This window comes from Alteromonas sp. KS69 (assembly GCF_003989595.1).
In the GTDB taxonomy this organism is placed as follows: domain Bacteria; phylum Pseudomonadota; class Gammaproteobacteria; order Enterobacterales; family Alteromonadaceae; genus Alteromonas; species Alteromonas naphthalenivorans.
This window is the reverse complement of the sequence record NZ_PYHU01000005.1, coordinates 277,903-294,534: the sequence shown is the minus strand read 5'-3', so window position 1 is coordinate 294,534 and position 16,632 is coordinate 277,903. Positions and strand designations below refer to the sequence as shown.

The following is a 16,632-nucleotide window of genomic DNA, read 5'->3' as shown; positions in this document are numbered from 1 at the left end:
GATATTGTGTACATATAAGTTTACAAGAGATGTGAAGTCACACCCATGCGATTAGAAATCAGTTGTCAGGACAGACTGGGTATTACTCAAGATGTGTTGGATATCCTCGTTACCCACGAAATCGATCTAAGAGGTATTGAGATTGATGAGACAGGTAAAATTTTTCTTAATTTTCCCAATATTGAATTTGCAGACTTCCAGCATCTAATGCCCAAAATTCGTCGCATCGATGGTATTTCAGATGTTAAAACGACGCATTTTATGCCAAGTGAAAGAGAAAAAACTCAGCTTTCTGCCATATTGCGCACGCTTCCTGATCCGGTGTTTTCCATTGATGCTCGTGGACAAATCTTGTTATGCAACGAAGCAGTAACCTCTGGGTTAGAGCAGAGCGTCCACGATGTTGAAGGCGTAGAAATAGGCGAAGTAGTGAAAGGCTTTAACTTCACCCGCTGGATGGATGGAAAGCTGCCTCGCGCTCAGTCTTCTAAGGTAAAGTTTATCCAACAAGACTATGTGGCTGACATGTTACCTATCACAGTGCCTGATGGCGACAACAACATCATTATGGCCGGAGCGGTGGTCATTTTAAAATCGGAAATGCGGTTAGGCCAGCAGTTTAGTGTATTCCATCAATCGCCCACTGACAGTTTTGATAGATTCATAGTGGAATCTCAGGCAATGAAACGCGTGGTGAGTGAAGCAAAACGTATTGCTGATCTAGATGCACCGGTTCTTATTTTCGGTGAAACAGGCACAGGTAAAGAAATGATTGCCCGCGCTTGTCATCAATCCAGTCGCCGCAGTGAGGGGGCGTTTTTAGCGCTCAATTGTGCATCGCTACCAGATAGTGTGGCGGAAACTGAATTATTTGGTTACGCACAAGGTGCTTTTAATCAACCTAATGCTAAAGAAGGCCTGCTAGAGCAAGCAAGAGGTGGCACACTGCTACTTGATGAAATTGCAGACATGAGTTCTCAGCTACAAGCCAAACTGCTTCGGGTGTTAGAAGACGGTGAGTTTAGACGAGTAGGTGATGCGGAACCGGTTACGGTAGATGTTCGATTTATTTGCACTACCTGTCGCGACTTAGGTCAACTGGTAGAAGAAGGGCGTTTTCGCAAAGAATTGTATTATCGCTTAAATGTATTGAGCTTAGTGATGCCATCGTTAAAAGAACGCCGCCACGATATTGTTCCACTTGCCGAATCGTTTATTGCCCAGCACAGTACGAAGCTGGGTCGTAGACCGGCCAAATTAAGTAAGTCCTGCGTTGATTTTTTGCAGCAATACCCTTGGCCTGGCAATGTCCGTCAGCTTCAAAATGCACTGTTCAGAGCGTTGTCTTTGCTAGATGGTAAGGAAATAACCAAAGAAGATATTCAGCTTCCTAGTTGTGCCCCTAGTGTGACCTTTATCGATGAAAACTTCGAAGGTACATTAGACGATGAAGTGAAAAAATTCGAAAAAGACCTACTGAAGCGGCTCTATCCTTTCTACCCAAGTACGCGTCAATTGGCGAGAAAGTTAGGATTAAGTCATACCGCGATTGCGAATAAATTACGTGAGTACGGTATTAATAAGGCATCAATAAAAATGTAGGTTTCACTGTTTCGTTAAATTTACGTTGCCTTGCTTAGCTAATAAGGGCGGTACTTCAGTAAGAAGTGCCGCCTTTTTTTGTACAACCAAGCTTACAGTGAAAATTATTGTCGTGTGCTCCTGACTTTTCATCTTGTTACGGGTGATGCATAAAGAATAATAAATGTTATATACGCAAAAGCGCTGATCACAGTAAGGATCCAATTTATGAAACTAGCTACTTATAAGAACGATAGCCGAGATGGCCGTTTAATGTTGGTATCTAAAGATTTAACGCGTACCTGTTCAGTAGAAGATATCGCTCACACTATGCAGCAAGCACTCGACAGCTGGCAGGTTACTGCTCCGCAATTACAGATGCGCTACGAACAGCTCAATAATGGGGTAATAGAAAGTATTGAATTTGATGCTACTCGCTGTGAGTCACCCCTACCGCGCGCTTACCAGTGGGCAGATGGCAGTGCGTATGTAAACCATGTAGAGCTAGTACGAAAAGCGCGAGGCGCTGAAATACCTGAAAGTTTCTGGAGCGACCCACTCATGTACCAAGGGGGATCTGACGACTTTATCGGTCCTTGTGACGACATTATTCTGCCCAGCGATGAATGGGGCATTGATTTTGAAGGTGAGGTGGCCGTTGTTACCGATGATGTTCCGATGGCCTGCACTGATGCACAAGCGGCAGAGCGAATTAGACTGGTAATGCTTGTGAATGATGTATCCCTAAGAGGCTTAATTCCAGGTGAGTTGGCGAAAGGGTTTGGGTTCTTTCAGTCAAAGCCGGCCTCTAGCTTTTCACCCGTGGCGGTAACACCCGATGAACTCGGGGATGCGTGGGAACAAGAGAAAGTACATTTACCGCTTCGTTCCACCTACAACGGTGAATTGTTCGGTAAACCACAAGCAGGTGAAGACATGACATTTAGCTTCGCTAAGCTGGTGTCACATGCAGCTAAGAGTCGAAACTTAGGCGCTGGCACCATTATTGGTTCAGGTACCGTATCGAACAAACAAGGTACTGACCACGGCTCAGCCATTGCTGAAGGTGGCCTTGGCTACTCGTGTATTGCTGAAGTGCGCATGATTGAAACTATCAGGGATGGAAAACCTACTACTCCCTTTATGCAATTTGGCGATCGAATTAGGATAGAAATGTTCGATAGTAACGGACAAAGCATTTTCGGTGCTATCGAGCAACAGATTAAGCCTTTAAGCTAAATTTGATAAACGTAAGCTGAGGGTTAGGCCCATACGCTCGCCCTCAGCAAATTACGCTATGATTATAATGAGTAATACAACACACACGTAAGGCGGCGGGTATTTATGAGTTTAACTTTATATGGTTACTGGCGCTCAACGGCGTCTTACAGAGTAAGAATTGCACTTAATTTAAAAGGTGTAGAGTATCAATATGTGCCTGTGCACTTAGTCAATGAAGGTGGGCAGCAGCACAGTGCGCCCTATAAACAGCTAAACCCCGCTCAGCTAGTGCCCACTTTGGTTGACGATGATGAAGATATTATTCTTAATCAGTCTTTAGCCATTATCGAATACTTAGATGAACGTTTTCCCTCACCGTATCAATTGATACCATCGCACAAGACAGAACGAGCAAGGGTAAGGGCGCTGGCTCAGGATATTGCATGTGACACTCAACCTTTAAGTAACTTGCGTGTACTCAATCAGCTTAAGAATGAATATAGTGCCGAACAAGAAAGTGTAAACAAATGGGCGGCGCATTGGATAACGCTGAGTTTCGATGCCATTGAAAAGCGGCTACAAACCCAAGCTGGTAAGTTCTGCTTTGACTTTGATGTGACCATGGCTGACTTGTGTTTGGTACCGCAGGTTTATAACGCGCATCGCTTTAATGTGGATATGACACGATATCCGCTTATTCAAAAAATAACAGACAATTGCAATGCATTACCTGCTTTTGAAAAAGCACTGCCTGAGAATCAGGTTGATAGCGTGCTTTAATAACGTGAGAAAGAAGGGCAGCAGGGCGTAGGTTTCAATGAAACCTACTGTCGTTTGATGGGGAGCTCAGTGGTGTTCTTCACTTGTTTTAACGCGAAGGTGGAGCTGACGTGATCAACTAATGGAAGGTGAGTCAGTTTCGTTTTAAGTAAAAATTCGTATTCTTCAATACTTTCCACAATCACTTTAAGCAAATAGTCTTTCTCACCGCTGGTGGTGTGGCACTCAACAATTTCATCAATGCTCTGTACCGCATTTTCAAAATCGGTGAGGGAATCACCATCGTGATTTTTAAGCGTGACATAAATGAATACCGATACACCAAGGTTGAGTTTTTTACTATTTAAAAGAGTGACTTTACCAATAATAATGCCATCGGCTTCCATCCGCTTTACACGTCGCCAACAGGGGGTATGGGACAACCCAACCTTCTGGCTCAACTCAGCCATAGAGACAGTGGCATCTTGTTGAAGTACTCGTAAAATCTCACGATCGAATTTATCTAATTTCATTGAACGCAGCTTCCGTCGTTTTTATGATGTTTATTATATAGAAAAATAAATTCTAGGATAGATATCCTAGAAAAATAGTATTCATACTTTGTGTATTTCACTTTACGAGGGCCGGTCATTAACTTAGCAAGGCGTGTCCTCTGGTTGTTGGGCTACACTTGGGCAAAATCCATCACATTATTAATAGGGAAAGTATGTCGGTTTTCGATCACATAGAGTTTGATAGTCACGAGCATGTCGCTTTTTATCACGATAAAGAAGCAGGCTTAAGTGCCATTATTGCCATACACAACACAAACCTAGGCCCAGCATTGGGTGGTTGTAGAATGTGGCCCTATGTAAGCAGTGCAGAAGCACTAACCGATGTACTCCGTCTTTCTAAAGGAATGACCTACAAAGCCGCCATGGCTAATATCGCATTGGGCGGTGGTAAATCAGTCATTATTGGTGATCCTCGCAAACAAAAAACGCCGGCGATGATGGAAGCCATGGGGAAATTCGTTGATTCATTAAGTGGCAAATATTTTACCGCAGAAGACTCGGGCATTTCAGTTACCGATTTACAAACCATGGCGACTCAGTCTGATTACATTGCCGGAGTAAACGCACAATATCACTACGCTGACGAACAGCCAGACGGTAATCCAGCACCCTCTACCGCTTATGGTGTGTTCGTGGGCTTAAAAGCCAGTGTAGAACACGGATTGAATCGCAGCTTAGAGGGGGTAAGCGTAGCAATTCAAGGTATGGGGCATGTAGGGTATCGCCTTGCGTCACACCTTCATGCAGCCGGTGCAAAGCTCTATGTTGCTGATATATTCCCCGAAGGTGTTGAAAAGGCCGTAGCAGAACTGGGTGCTACGGCGGTAGCGCCTGAAGAAATTTTAGGGCTGGACGTTGATGTACTAGCACCTTGTGCATTAGGTGCTGCAATTAATGACCAAACATTACCCATGATTAAAGCTAAGGTCATCGCTGGTGCGGCGAACAATCAACTCGCACGTGAAGAAATTGGCGATATGTTAGTCGAACGAGGTATTTTGTACGCGCCTGATTATGTGATTAATGCAGGTGGCATTATCGATATCTTCCATCAGCGTATGGAAAAGAGCACAAACGCAGCGCTACGCAAGCATATTGAAGATATTGGTACGACGCTAAAAGAGATTTATACCCGTGCTGATGCCCAAAAAGCAGCCACAAATCGTGTGGCAAACATCATTGCAGAAGAGAGATTTTCGTTAAAGGGTTGAAAGTTATCGGGCAAGTAGTCATAATGCGCCCCGCGCTTAAGACTGCTGACGCCTGTTAGCATTTTATTCGCTTTCTATGGTGGGCTTTTGGTCCTCCCGCAATGATACTCTGTGAACTCGGTCAGGCCTGGAAGGGAGCAGCCGCAGCAGACGACTCATGTGCCGGGATGTGGCTGGGAGCCCGCCACCCAATTTACTCCCCGTATTTTTGACCTTACACAACCTTGTATGGCGTTACTCTGCTTTCTCGCTTACCGACGTTTTATCTGTGTCGTTTAAATATTTCATCGCATTGTCGATAGCGTATGTAACATTCATCTCCATTTGGTTTCGTTCACTCTGGGGAAGATAAAATGCCATATCGACTTCGTAGCGAATGTAGCGTGGAGGAACTTGGTTAAGTGCCAAGCAGCATAGGTCAGCTAAATAATCAGGACTTTTAGTATTATCCAGCCCAAGTTCTGTTACACGTTGTAATACAAGATGTTCGTAATAATTATGAATGTCATCATCAAGCTTCATATTTTTGCCCTAATTAAAATTTTAACGCGATGTTATTTTTTATGGGTGTGTATATTTTTAATAACGCCCCTAGATAATTTATAGCCTGTATTTTGTCGATGTCGAGTTAGCGATGTTAGAATTTCCTTCTGTCCATAACGACGATAAGAATAATCGGCATGAAAAAAAATATAGAACCCTGCTATTACGGTGATTACCTAGCGTTAGATAAAATACTTGGCGCACAAAAGCTTCAAAGTACCAAGTACGGTGAACCTGCTCATGAGGAAATGCTATTTATAGTAGTGCATCAAGTGTATGAGCTATGGTTTAAGCAACTGTTGCACGAACTCAATGCGGTTATCGACACATTCAATCAAGCAGCAGTAAAAGATCAGCAACTCACTTCAGTAGTACATAGGCTGCACCGTGTTATACAAATTCAAAAGCTGATGAATGACCAAATAGGTATTATGGAAACCATGACGCCTCAACAGTTTCTTTCATTCAGAGATTATTTGGTTCCCGCCTCAGGCTTTCAAAGTATCCAATTTAAACAGCTTGAAATTTCATTAGGCCTTAAAAGGGAATATCGTATCGATTTCGATAAGCAAAGTTTTTATAACCGATTAAGTGATGATGATCGCAGCCTATTGGAAGCGTTAGAAGAAAAACCAAGCTTGTTTGAACTAGTGGATAAGTGGTTGGCACGTATGCCACTACTTAAAACCGAGGATTTCCACTTTTGGGATTACTACCGAAATGCAACAGATGAAATGCTTAACGATGACAAAGAAACCATAGAAAAGAATGCGTTTCTGTCGGAAGTAGAACGTCGACAAGAGCTTAAAGACTGGCAATCGACCAGAGAGAACTTTGACGGGCTATTTAATCATGATACGTATGAAGCCCTTCTTAATCAGGGTAAATTCCGCTTATCACATGAAGCATTATTGTCGGCTTTATTTATAAAGCAGTATTCATAAGAACCCGTTTTTAATCTGCCTTTCCAACTCATTACCGCACTAACAGAAATTGATGAACAATTAACGTTGTGGCGTTATCGCCATGCCATGATGGTACAACGAATGCTGGGAACAAAAATAGGAACGGGCGGCTCATCCGGCCACCATTATTTGAAGAAAACGACGGAATCTAACAGGGTGTTTTTAGACTTTTTCAACATGGCTACGTTCCTTTTACCAAAAAGTTCACTTCCAGAACTGCCTGAATCGGTGAAACGACGCTTAGGCTTTTATTTACAATAGACGAAAAATGCGACATTTCTGCATTTGCGACGAATGTAATTCGTCGCAAATGGGGAACTTCGTTAATACCCCCCCCAAGGCCAAGCCACTCAATAGATTGCGTGGAATTTCCCTACTTCACGCCCATGCCATTCATCGTAAAAATTTCCATTTACGCTTGCTTTATCCCCTTTACATATGTCAATTATACTTTCGGATAATCATAAAAATCCGTATAAAAAACAATCGTTTAGATTATCTTTATGGTTTTTTTAAATAAAGTTAAGACTAACGAAAACACACATCCAGGGAGTTATACATGCTTCAATATAAAAGAAGTGCAGCGGCTTTTGCCGTAGCGCTCAGTCTTGGTGTTTCGGCACCAGTATTTGCAAACGACACAAATGGTTTTATTCAAGGTAATACTGCAGAAATTAGCGGTGCAGAAATTAGTGGCGTTACTGTAACTATCACTAATGTTGATACAGGTCTAGTTCGTACAGTTACCACCAGCAATTATTGGTGAATAGGGATGTTAATGGGCAACTAAGACTTTTAGCTTAAATTTCAACCTAAAGTTCAATGGATTTAGCTGCTCCACCTAATTTCACTTTATTTCAGGCACCGTTAATCCTACGCCACAGCGCATTCTATTTTTCTTAACTTAAAGCTTAGGGTCGATAATAACTTTCCTCCGTGATGTCTGGATCAGATAACAGGTTTTCCATCAAGCCCTCCCAGTCATCAAATAGTAAAAAACGAACTGTGACTCTAAAGTTCTCCCACATATGGGCTTTTGAACCATAACGCTCTCGACAGGCTTGATACATGCCATCAGTCAGCTCAAAGATTTGGTGAAAATAAAATGCCAATAATGTCAGGATATACATGTTGTCACTGAGGTGCTTTTTCCCATGACCGAAATTGTGCGTGATGTGATAACCTTGATTTTTTAAGGTGTTAAAACACTCATTCTCAATTTTCCATCTACAACGACCACCACTGACTAATTGTTCAATATTATCTTGTGTCACTTCAACATCTGTCACCCAGCTGTTTTTATAGGTAACTTTCTTTTTTGAATTAATTAGCTGATAAGCTAAGTAGTTAACTGTTATTGCCTTTTCTCCTCCATGAAGCGGAACTTGGTTTTGCCATTGGTATCGGTGAGTTCGCCCTTTTTCATCTTTAAACTCAACACTCGGTATGTCTTTGTACGCTGCTATCCATTCCATCATATAGGTGTGGTCATCTGGCTTAGCCACATACAGAAAATGCATGCCCTGTGCTAAGGCTTCTTCTATCATGGGTTGATGCGAAAATAAGCCATCACCGCATATCATTAGCCTTAACCGTGGATGGGTTGCTCTTAATTGGCCTATAAAACGTTTAGCTGCATTGGTTTCACAGTCCTGCTTTTTATGACCATCTTCATTTCTTATCATCTCTGGCATCAAGGGGATAACTTGACGTTGGGATGGGTGCATTATAGCTCCCTGTAATACGCTGTGACTGTAGGTGATACTCCCGTTTCTATGTTGTTTATGTAAACAATGTTCACAATTTACTTGTTTTGAGCTGTGATGCTGAGTGCCATCGATTGAACATAAATAAACCCCAGAAAGAAGTTCAAATTGTTTTAAATGGTTGTGTCGACGTAGTCGTTCAAACAAGTCTGAGAATATATCGGTAAATTGGTGAGTTGGAATTTCATCTAAAATATCTCTCAGTTGTGTTTCTTTGGGTATGCGCTTTACATCAAATAGGGTTTTAATATTGCTGCTCTGATATTTGCTTTCTAGTCTTCTTTGATAAGCTAAGAATGAAGGGTCTTGAAAATACATACAACCAAAAGCGCTCATTAGGGCGTCATGTTGGCTATATTCACACTTTCCCTGCTGTCTTGGATCAGGTATGGCTCGAACTATTTTTGAGAAACTTTCTCTTAGTGCCGTGAATTTCAGATGCTTTTTGGGTTTCTGTTTAGGTATCAAAGGCAATGACGACTTAAATTATAAGTAATATGTTTGATCTGATCGTAGGTTTTGGAAAAAGTTCCATGAAAAGTTATTTTTTTTGAAAAAAAGCGATGATATATCAAATAGCGCGAAAATTATTTTTTCCTAATGGCTAATAAGCCCTAAATATAAGGTGTTAGGATTACACAGATAATTGCTGAGTTACCACAGATGCTAACGGCGATTTTCGTTTTCCATTGTTACCGCCAGGTATCTACAATGTGGTTGCTGAGAAAGACGGCTTTCGTAACACCATCCAAGAATCTGTAAAAGTTGGTATTAGTGGTAAAACTAACTTAAACATGAAACTTGCCGGTGACGATGTTGAACGAATCGAAGTAACTGGTTCAACAATTGCCATGGTAGATGTAACAAGTTCAAGCACTGGTATCGTTGTAGACACTGTTACCCTTGATAGAGTTCCTGTTCCTCGTAACTTAACGTCAGTTGCGCTATTGGCACCAGGTACAACCCAAGGTGACTCAGCGTTTGGTGACCTTCCTTCCATTGGTGGTGCATCAGTTGGTGAGAACGGTTATTACATTAATGGTCTAAATATTACTAACTTTAGAACGGGTGTGGGTTCAAGTGAGCCACCTTTCGACATGTACGAAACCTTTGAAGTTAAAACCGGTGGTTACTCAGCGGAATACGGCCGTGTAACTGGCGGTGTTATTAACGCTAAAACTAAAAGTGGTAGCAACGAATTTAAAGCTGGCGTTAATGTTTACTGGGAGCCTGATGCACTTCGTGAGCAGAAAAGTTCTTACAGAAGAACAACTGACGGCAATTACCGCATTGATAATACCGGCGATGAAAAAGATTCGTGGGATGCAAACGTGTGGGCTAGCGGCGCGCTAATTGAAGACAAATTATTCTTCTATGCGTTGTTTAACCCGCGCTCTGTAGAAGAGAAATTCGTAGGTGAACAGCAGATAAACAGTACTGGCTTAGTTCAGAACGGTTTTACAGAAACCGATGAAGATGCGTTTTGGGTAGCGAAAGTTGATTGGTATGCTACTGAAAACAACATATTGGAAGTGACAGTATTTTCAGATGAGCGTTCAACCGAAATCCAAACGTTTGATTCGACTGATGGCGTTTTTACCACAGACTCGAGAGTTGGTTACGAAGATGAAGGTGGCCTGAACTACACGGCTAAATGGACCAGTATCATCAATGATGATTTCTCTATCTCTGCCCAGTACGGTGTGAACAAGCAAGACCGGACCGTGCGCAGTGAATTAGATGCTAATCCAGTAGCATACTTTACTTACGATAGTACTGGTGCTTTTGTTCCAACAAGCACGTGGGCTGGTTTTACTGTTGAGCAGGGGGACGATAAACGCGAAGTTATCCGCATTGATGCTGACTGGTATATTGGCGACCACTCAATTCGCTTCGGTTACGATTACGAAAACTTAACAGCAAGTAGTTATACGATTAACTCAGGCGGCGCATACTATCTTTATTATGTAAATGATGACGATTTAGCTAACGAAGAAATCTACCAAGTGCGTCATAGAGATTACGAAGTTGGTGGTGATTTCGATTCAGAAAATATTGCATTCTACGTACAAGACCAATGGCAGGTTACTGATGACTTAGTGATTAATGCCGGTATTCGTAACGACTCTTTTGAAAACTTCAATGCAGATGGTGAAACCTTCGTAAAACTTGATAACCTTTGGGCACTTCGTTTAGGTGCGGTATGGGATGTGCGTGGCGATGGTGAAACGAAAGCATGGGCAAGTTTCGGTCGTTACTACCTTCCAGTTGCAGCCAACACGAACATTCGCTTAGCCGGTGCAGAAACCTATACGCAAGAATACTATGAGTTTGACGGATACGCTGATGAGTCTTTATTCATTCCTAATCTTACCGGTGATAAAACTCAGCCTGACGATGTTTTCGCTAACGGTGAAGCAAAATCTCCAGCTGAATTAGTTGATCAAAATATTTATGCAATGTACTCAGATGAATTTATTGCTGGTTATCAGTTCCAATTGAACGACGAGTGGAGCATGGCGATTCAAGGTACTTACCGAGAATTGGCGACTACTGTTGAAGATATGGCAATTGATGCAGCGGTTATCGAATGGGCTGCGGCTAATGGCTACGGTGACGTTTCTGGTATTTGGGACGGTTTCCATCAATATGTATTAACTAACCCCAATGTAGACATGCGTATTGGTACCACTGAATTGCCAGGTACTAACGGCGAATTGGTTTATATGGATTTGTCAGCCGAAGACTTAGGCTACCCAGATTCAGTACGTAAATATGCAGCCGTTGACTTTACCTTCCAACGTGCTTGGGACGGCGTTTGGATGTTCAATGCTGCCTATACGTGGTCGCATAACTGGGGTAATAACGAAGGTTTTGTGCGTTCTGACAACGGTCAAGATGACGCAGGCTTGACAACATTGTTTGACCAACCTGGATTGTTAGATGGCGCCTACGGCGACCTTCCTAACGATCGTCGTCATCAAGTTAAAATGTACGGTGCCTATGCGGTTACCGAAGACTTAACGTTAGGTGCTAACTTGCAGTTCTGGACCGGTAAGCCAGTGAATGCATTTGGTTATCACCCGACTGATAAATTTGCACAAGCATATGATTCAGAGTCATTTTATGCCGGTGGTGAGCTTGCCCCTCGTGGCTCTCGCGGTCGCACAAGTAGCTACTACTCAATTGATGTTTCGGCGTCATATAATATTGATATTGGCGAAGATCAAACATTGGTTGTTCGTGCAGATGTCTTTAACGTGTTGAACAACGATAAAGTGACAGAGGTTTATGAAATCTATGACAGTGAATCGTCTCAAGACCCATTAGACCCAGATGTAGATCCTAACTATGGAACGCCTACACAATGGCAAACTCCTCGTTATGTTCGCTTTAGTGTGAACTATACGTTTTAAGACCTAATGCTAGGGAAGTGCGACTTATCGCGCTTCCCTAGCAATTCATCCTGTATAGGTCGAAAAATAATCGCTTCAAGACTTTAGTTGTAATATTTACGTAAATTGTAAGTAAACATTTACAGAAAAAGTAAAAAAACTTAAAAAAAGTTGAACTTTTAATTATTCCTCTCCCGATCTCAGTTGACCGTTTACGCTTGTTGTGTTTATTATCTTAGTGAGGCTTTGACCTTACTAATAATAATTCGTTATAAACGATTTTAGAAATACACACTAAACAAGTTTTAGTGGTCCAGGGAGACAACACATGTTTACAAATTCTAAGCTGGCTAAGTCAGTTAGGTTGGCCTGCGCGTTCGGCGCGGTTTCAACAATAAGTTTTTCTGGTGCAGTTGCTGCACAAGAAGCCGAAGAAGCAGCCGATACTGTTGAAAAAATCGAAGTAACCGGTTCACGTATCCGTCGCACAGACATTGAAGGCGCTAACCCAGTAACGGTTATGTCACGTGTAGATATCGAAAAATTCGGTATTACTTCAATCGGTGATGTTCTTCAAGCTATCCCATCTGCTGGTTCAGCAATCAACACAAACAACAACAACGGTGGTAATGGTACAACTACTATTAACATTCGTGGTATCGGCTCAAACCGTACTCTTGTTCTTGTAAACGGTAAGCGTTGGGCTCCAGGTCTAACAGGTTCAGTTGATTTAAATAACATCCCAGCATCAATCATTGAGCGTATCGAAGTACTTAAAGATGGTGCTTCAGCGGTTTATGGTTCTGACGCAGTAGCCGGTGTTGTAAACATCATCACTCGTCAAGATTTCGAAGGCGTTCACGCTTCTGGCTATATCGGTCAATATGACGAAGGCGACGGTAACAAAGAACAGTGGGATGTTGGCTTTGGTGCTGCGAACGACAAAGGTAACGTTTATTTCAACGTTAGTTATGTAGAAGAAGAAGCGACACTTGCTGGTGACCGAGCTATCTCTGCAGTTCCAGTTTTCGGTACGCCTGAAGGTTTCGGTGGTTCATCTGCGCCGCCTCAAGGTCGTTTTTGGACTTTTGATCAAGCTGGAACGTCTTTTAGTGAGCAAGGTGATAGTGCCGGTGGTTTAGAGCCATGGGTTGAGCCAGATAGCCGATTCAACTTTGCTCCTTTCAACTACCTATCTACGCCACAAGAAAGAACAAATATTTACTCTCAGGCGCGTTACGAGTTAACAGATAACCTAAGTGTAAACGTAACTGGTTTCTACGGTAACCGTAAATCAGAACAGGCTTTAGCACCTACACCTTTGTTTATCGGTACGGCATTTGGTGATTCAGGCTTTACTCTTTCTGCTGACAACCAATACAACCCATACGGTGTTGATATTTCTACAGACCAATCAGTTCTAGATGCAGATCCAAATGCACGTGAATTGTTCTTGTTTGGTCGTCGTATGATGGAAGCAGGCTTCCGTAGCTTCAAACAGAACGTTGACCAATTCCAGTTTAATGGTGGATTTGATGGTGTTCTTGAATTTGCAGACAGAGAATTCTACTGGGATGCAAACTACACTTATGCTGATATCACTCAAAACCAGTTAACAGATGGTCTTCTTAATATGAACCGCGTTGCGCTTGCAATCGGTGACCCAGCTAACTGTACTGGCGATTGTACTCCGCTAAACCTATTTGGTGGTTCTACTGCTCTTGGTGAAGGTACAATCACGCAAGAAATGCTTGATTACATTACTTTCACTGCACAAGATGAGCAGAGCACATCGCTAGAAAGTTACTCTGCAAACATCTCGGGTGAAGTACTTGAATTACCAGCAGGTTATTTAGCATTTGCTGCTGGATACGAAAAGCGCTGGCAAGAAGGTTACGACCAACCAGATGCAATTATTGCAGCAGGTATAACGTCGGGTAATGCACGTCAACCAACTGAAGGTTCGTTCAGCGTTGAAGAAGCATATCTAGAGCTAGCTATTCCACTTCTTTCAGACCTTGAGTTTGTTGAACAGTTAGACCTTGAACTTGCTACACGTTACTCGGACTACAGCAACTTCGGTGACACTACAAACTCTAAAGTTGGCTTGAAGTGGCGTGTTAACGACGACTTAATCATTCGTGGTACGTGGTCTGAAGCATTCCGTGCACCATCTCTAGATGAATTGTTCTCTGGTAACAGTGATAGCTTTGCTCCGCTTACCGATCCATGTAACGGCGGTGCAGCAGCAAACCCAGACTTACCTGGATGTGCTGGTATACCAGCAACGTATGAGCAGCCGAACTCACAAATTCGCACGACTGTTGGTGGTAACGCTAACCTTCAAGCGGAAGAAGCTGAAAGCTTTACTTACGGATTTGTATACTCTCCAGAGCAAGTTGATGGCCTATCAATCACGTTTGACGTATTTGATATTGAAGTAGACAACGCGGTTTCAACAGTAGGTGCGCAAACTATTCTTAACGCATGTGCGGAAACGGGCGTGAACTTATGTTCACTAATCACTCGTGGTGCAGGCGGTAACGTTGTTGACTTGTTCAACGGTGCGGTAAACCTAGGTGGACAAACTACTTCAGGCTTCGATTATAACGTTGCTTATAACTTCGAAACTGACTACGGTGATTTCCGAGTAAACTGGGATGGTACGTATGTTGACGAACGTACAACTATCGTTATCGATCCAGTTACCAACACAACCGCTGAATTTAACGATGCTGGTTTAGCGGGCGACCGTGATGTTGTTCCACGTATTCGTACTAACTTAGCAGTAACGTGGAGCTATGAAGACTTTACAGCTAACTGGTTGGTTCGCTTCATCGGTCATACTACTGAACTTTGTTCAATTGACGGTGATGTGTTAGATCAACAATTATGTAGCGACCCAAGTCTAGAAGTTGGCGGAACTAGCTACAATGAGTTAGATGACATGGCCTACCACGATGTGTCACTAGGTTATGCGGTTAACGATAACCTTCGTATCACGCTAGGTGTTAACAACTTATTTGATACAGATCCTGAGGTTTCTTACTCGACGTTTGCTAACAGCTTTGACCCGTCTATGTATGAAATTCCTGGACAATTCTTCTACACACGTTTGAATGTAAACTTCTAATTTAAAGTGTAGTTTGAATCTTTAAAAAGCCTCTTCGGAGGCTTTTTTGCTATATGGTGCATACGTTATGAATATTCAACAATTGATCGCTAAAGCAAATAAAGCACATGCTGCGAACGATATCTCTTTGGCAATGGGTTTTCTGAAGCAAGCTGGCGAAGCAGGAGACATAAATGCCGCTTTAGATTATGCATATTATCTATCGCACGATAAGCCTATTGAGTCTGTTCAATATTTAGAGAGCCTCTCATGCGTTGAAAGTCCAATTGTTCAATATCACAAATTATTGATAGCTTATTTCTACGATCTGATTACAGATTCAAATTGTGTAGCAAAAAGCTTAATTGATCTTGGTGAGAAGGGGGTGATTGAAGCATATTTAGTTGTTTTGTCTTATTTAGAACAGAGTAGTAGTGAGTTTTCTTTTATATCGAATAAAGTGAAAAAAATTGCACCAAATATATTCAGCCAGCTAAAGCTCAATGAGCTTGTAAATGACAAAATTAGTGAGTCAAACAAAGAGAAAGTTGCTCAGAGCTTGGAGACTAAGCTGTTCGAGCTATTACCAATACCGACGACACTTGACGAAAGACTCCCTATAAATTTATTTGAAAGTATGTTGTCGGATTTTGAGTGTAATTACCTAATTGTTAAGTTTAGTGGGTTATTACAACCGTCAATGGTGGTAGACCCAATTACAGGTCAAGGTCGAATAGACAAAATTAGAACCAGTTACGTAGCATTAATTTCGCCGGAGCACTGTGACTGGCTAACCCGTAAAATTGATAAGCTCGTTGCCAAAGCGACTGAAACACGATTCTGTCAGGGTGAGGCTCTAAATTTACTTAGATATGTTCCTGGCCAAGAGTACAAACCCCATTATGATGCTTTGAATAGATTACAAGATGTGAAGACTTTCGAAGATGGGGGACAAAGAACAAAAACTGCAATTATATATTTAAATACAGTTAGTGAAGGTGGCAATACCACGTTCCCCAAATTAGACATTCGGGTATCTCCTATTAAAGGAAACATGCTTGTTTTCAATAACAGTGATGACAAGGGCAACATTTTGACCAATAGTTATCATGCTGGAGAATTGACTCAAAAAGAAAATAAATGGTTAGTTACAAAATGGATTAGAGAACATAAAACAAATTATGGTAAATTCTTATATGGTAATCACTAAAAAGGGAGTAGGGATGAAAAAGCTAAATCAGGTATGTCTAGTTGTAGGTCTAGCGTTAACGCTTGGCGCTTGTGGCTCAACGAGTAATGAGTCTTCTCAATATGCTAAGTCTGATAGTAATGCTACAGATGATGGTATGAAGTGTAAGATGGAAAAGAAGATTGGCTCCAATCGCATGCAGCGTGTTTGCTATTCGGCAGAAGAAAGAGAACAAATGCGTGAGGCAGGTAGAGAGGGTTGGACCCGAATGCAGCGCGGCACAGAAACAAGTGGCGGTGATATGTAATTGACAGT

General features: G+C 42.1%; 12 protein-coding genes, 1 other RNA gene and 2 pseudogenes. 12 read left to right on the top strand and 3 right to left on the bottom strand.

The features are described 5' to 3' along the window. The first annotated feature begins 45 nt into the window (after positions 1-45). The 3 genes from tyrR (at position 46) to maiA (ending at position 3,582) form a co-directional block, all read left to right on the top strand. Positions 46-1,602: a transcriptional regulator TyrR gene (tyrR, locus tag C7Y69_RS04630; RefSeq protein ID WP_126871951.1), complete on the top strand. Its 1,557-nt coding sequence runs from the start codon at positions 46-48 to the stop codon at positions 1,600-1,602. Between the two features lie 207 nt (positions 1,603-1,809). Further along, complete coding sequence (locus C7Y69_RS04625; protein WP_126871950.1) at positions 1,810-2,820, top strand: fumarylacetoacetate hydrolase family protein; 1,011 nt, start codon at positions 1,810-1,812, stop codon at positions 2,818-2,820. A gap of 105 nt (positions 2,821-2,925) precedes the next feature. Beyond that, positions 2,926-3,582 carry a maleylacetoacetate isomerase gene (maiA, locus tag C7Y69_RS04620; RefSeq protein ID WP_126871949.1) on the top strand — a complete coding sequence of 219 codons (657 nt, stop codon included), beginning with the start codon at positions 2,926-2,928 and terminating at the stop codon, positions 3,580-3,582. A gap of 44 nt (positions 3,583-3,626) precedes the next feature. Here the strand turns inward: maiA and C7Y69_RS04615 are convergent, their stop codons facing one another. After that, positions 3,627-4,094 carry an Lrp/AsnC family transcriptional regulator gene (locus C7Y69_RS04615; protein ID WP_013785046.1) on the bottom strand — a complete coding sequence of 156 codons (468 nt, stop codon included), beginning with the start codon at positions 4,092-4,094 and terminating at the stop codon, positions 3,627-3,629. Between the two features lie 194 nt (positions 4,095-4,288). On the opposite strand from C7Y69_RS04615, the gene C7Y69_RS04610 reads away from it, so the two are divergent. Next, on the top strand, positions 4,289-5,347 hold the full coding sequence (locus C7Y69_RS04610; protein WP_126871948.1) for a Glu/Leu/Phe/Val dehydrogenase dimerization domain-containing protein: 1,059 nt from the start codon (positions 4,289-4,291) through the stop codon (positions 5,345-5,347). An 85-nt stretch (positions 5,348-5,432) separates the two neighbouring features. After that, positions 5,433-5,529, top strand: an RNA gene (gene ffs / locus C7Y69_RS04605) — signal recognition particle sRNA small type. A gap of 52 nt (positions 5,530-5,581) precedes the next feature. On the opposite strand, the gene C7Y69_RS04600 is transcribed toward ffs, so the two are convergent. Then, positions 5,582-5,869 carry a late competence development ComFB family protein gene (locus C7Y69_RS04600; RefSeq protein WP_057793221.1) on the bottom strand — a complete coding sequence of 96 codons (288 nt, stop codon included), beginning with the start codon at positions 5,867-5,869 and terminating at the stop codon, positions 5,582-5,584. Positions 5,870-6,027: 158 nt separating this feature from the next. Here C7Y69_RS04600 and C7Y69_RS04595 point away from each other — a divergent pair. Further along, a pseudogene (locus tag C7Y69_RS04595) lies at positions 6,028-7,116 on the top strand (tryptophan 2,3-dioxygenase family protein). A gap of 298 nt (positions 7,117-7,414) precedes the next feature. After that, the gene (locus tag C7Y69_RS04590; protein WP_126871947.1) at positions 7,415-7,621 is read left to right on the top strand and encodes a hypothetical protein; all 207 of its coding nucleotides are present in this window, start codon (positions 7,415-7,417) and stop codon (positions 7,619-7,621) included. Positions 7,622-7,766: 145 nt separating this feature from the next. Here the strand turns inward: C7Y69_RS04590 and C7Y69_RS04585 are convergent, their stop codons facing one another. Next, positions 7,767-8,939: a hypothetical protein gene (locus C7Y69_RS04585; protein WP_126871946.1), complete on the bottom strand. Its 1,173-nt coding sequence runs from the start codon at positions 8,937-8,939 to the stop codon at positions 7,767-7,769. Positions 8,940-9,286: 347 nt separating this feature from the next. On the opposite strand from C7Y69_RS04585, the pseudogene C7Y69_RS21785 reads away from it, so the two are divergent. The 5 genes and pseudogenes from C7Y69_RS21785 to C7Y69_RS04565 all read left to right on the top strand — a co-directional run. Next, positions 9,287-9,412: pseudogene (locus tag C7Y69_RS21785) on the top strand (carboxypeptidase-like regulatory domain-containing protein); the annotation flags it as partial. 3 nt (positions 9,413-9,415) lie between these two features. Continuing rightward, positions 9,416-12,037: a TonB-dependent receptor domain-containing protein gene (locus tag C7Y69_RS04580; protein ID WP_312847915.1), complete on the top strand. Its 2,622-nt coding sequence runs from the start codon at positions 9,416-9,418 to the stop codon at positions 12,035-12,037. 307 nt (positions 12,038-12,344) lie between these two features. Next, positions 12,345-15,149 (top strand): TonB-dependent receptor, encoded by a 2,805-nt coding sequence (locus tag C7Y69_RS04575; protein ID WP_013785041.1) that lies wholly within the window; start codon positions 12,345-12,347, stop codon positions 15,147-15,149. A gap of 67 nt (positions 15,150-15,216) precedes the next feature. After that, positions 15,217-16,338, top strand: a complete 1,122-nt coding sequence (locus C7Y69_RS04570; protein ID WP_126871945.1) for a prolyl hydroxylase family protein — start codon at positions 15,217-15,219, stop codon at positions 16,336-16,338. Positions 16,339-16,351: 13 nt separating this feature from the next. Further along, the gene (locus C7Y69_RS04565) at positions 16,352-16,624 is read left to right on the top strand and encodes a hypothetical protein (protein WP_126871944.1); all 273 of its coding nucleotides are present in this window, start codon (positions 16,352-16,354) and stop codon (positions 16,622-16,624) included. The last annotated feature ends 8 nt before the right edge of the window (positions 16,625-16,632 follow it).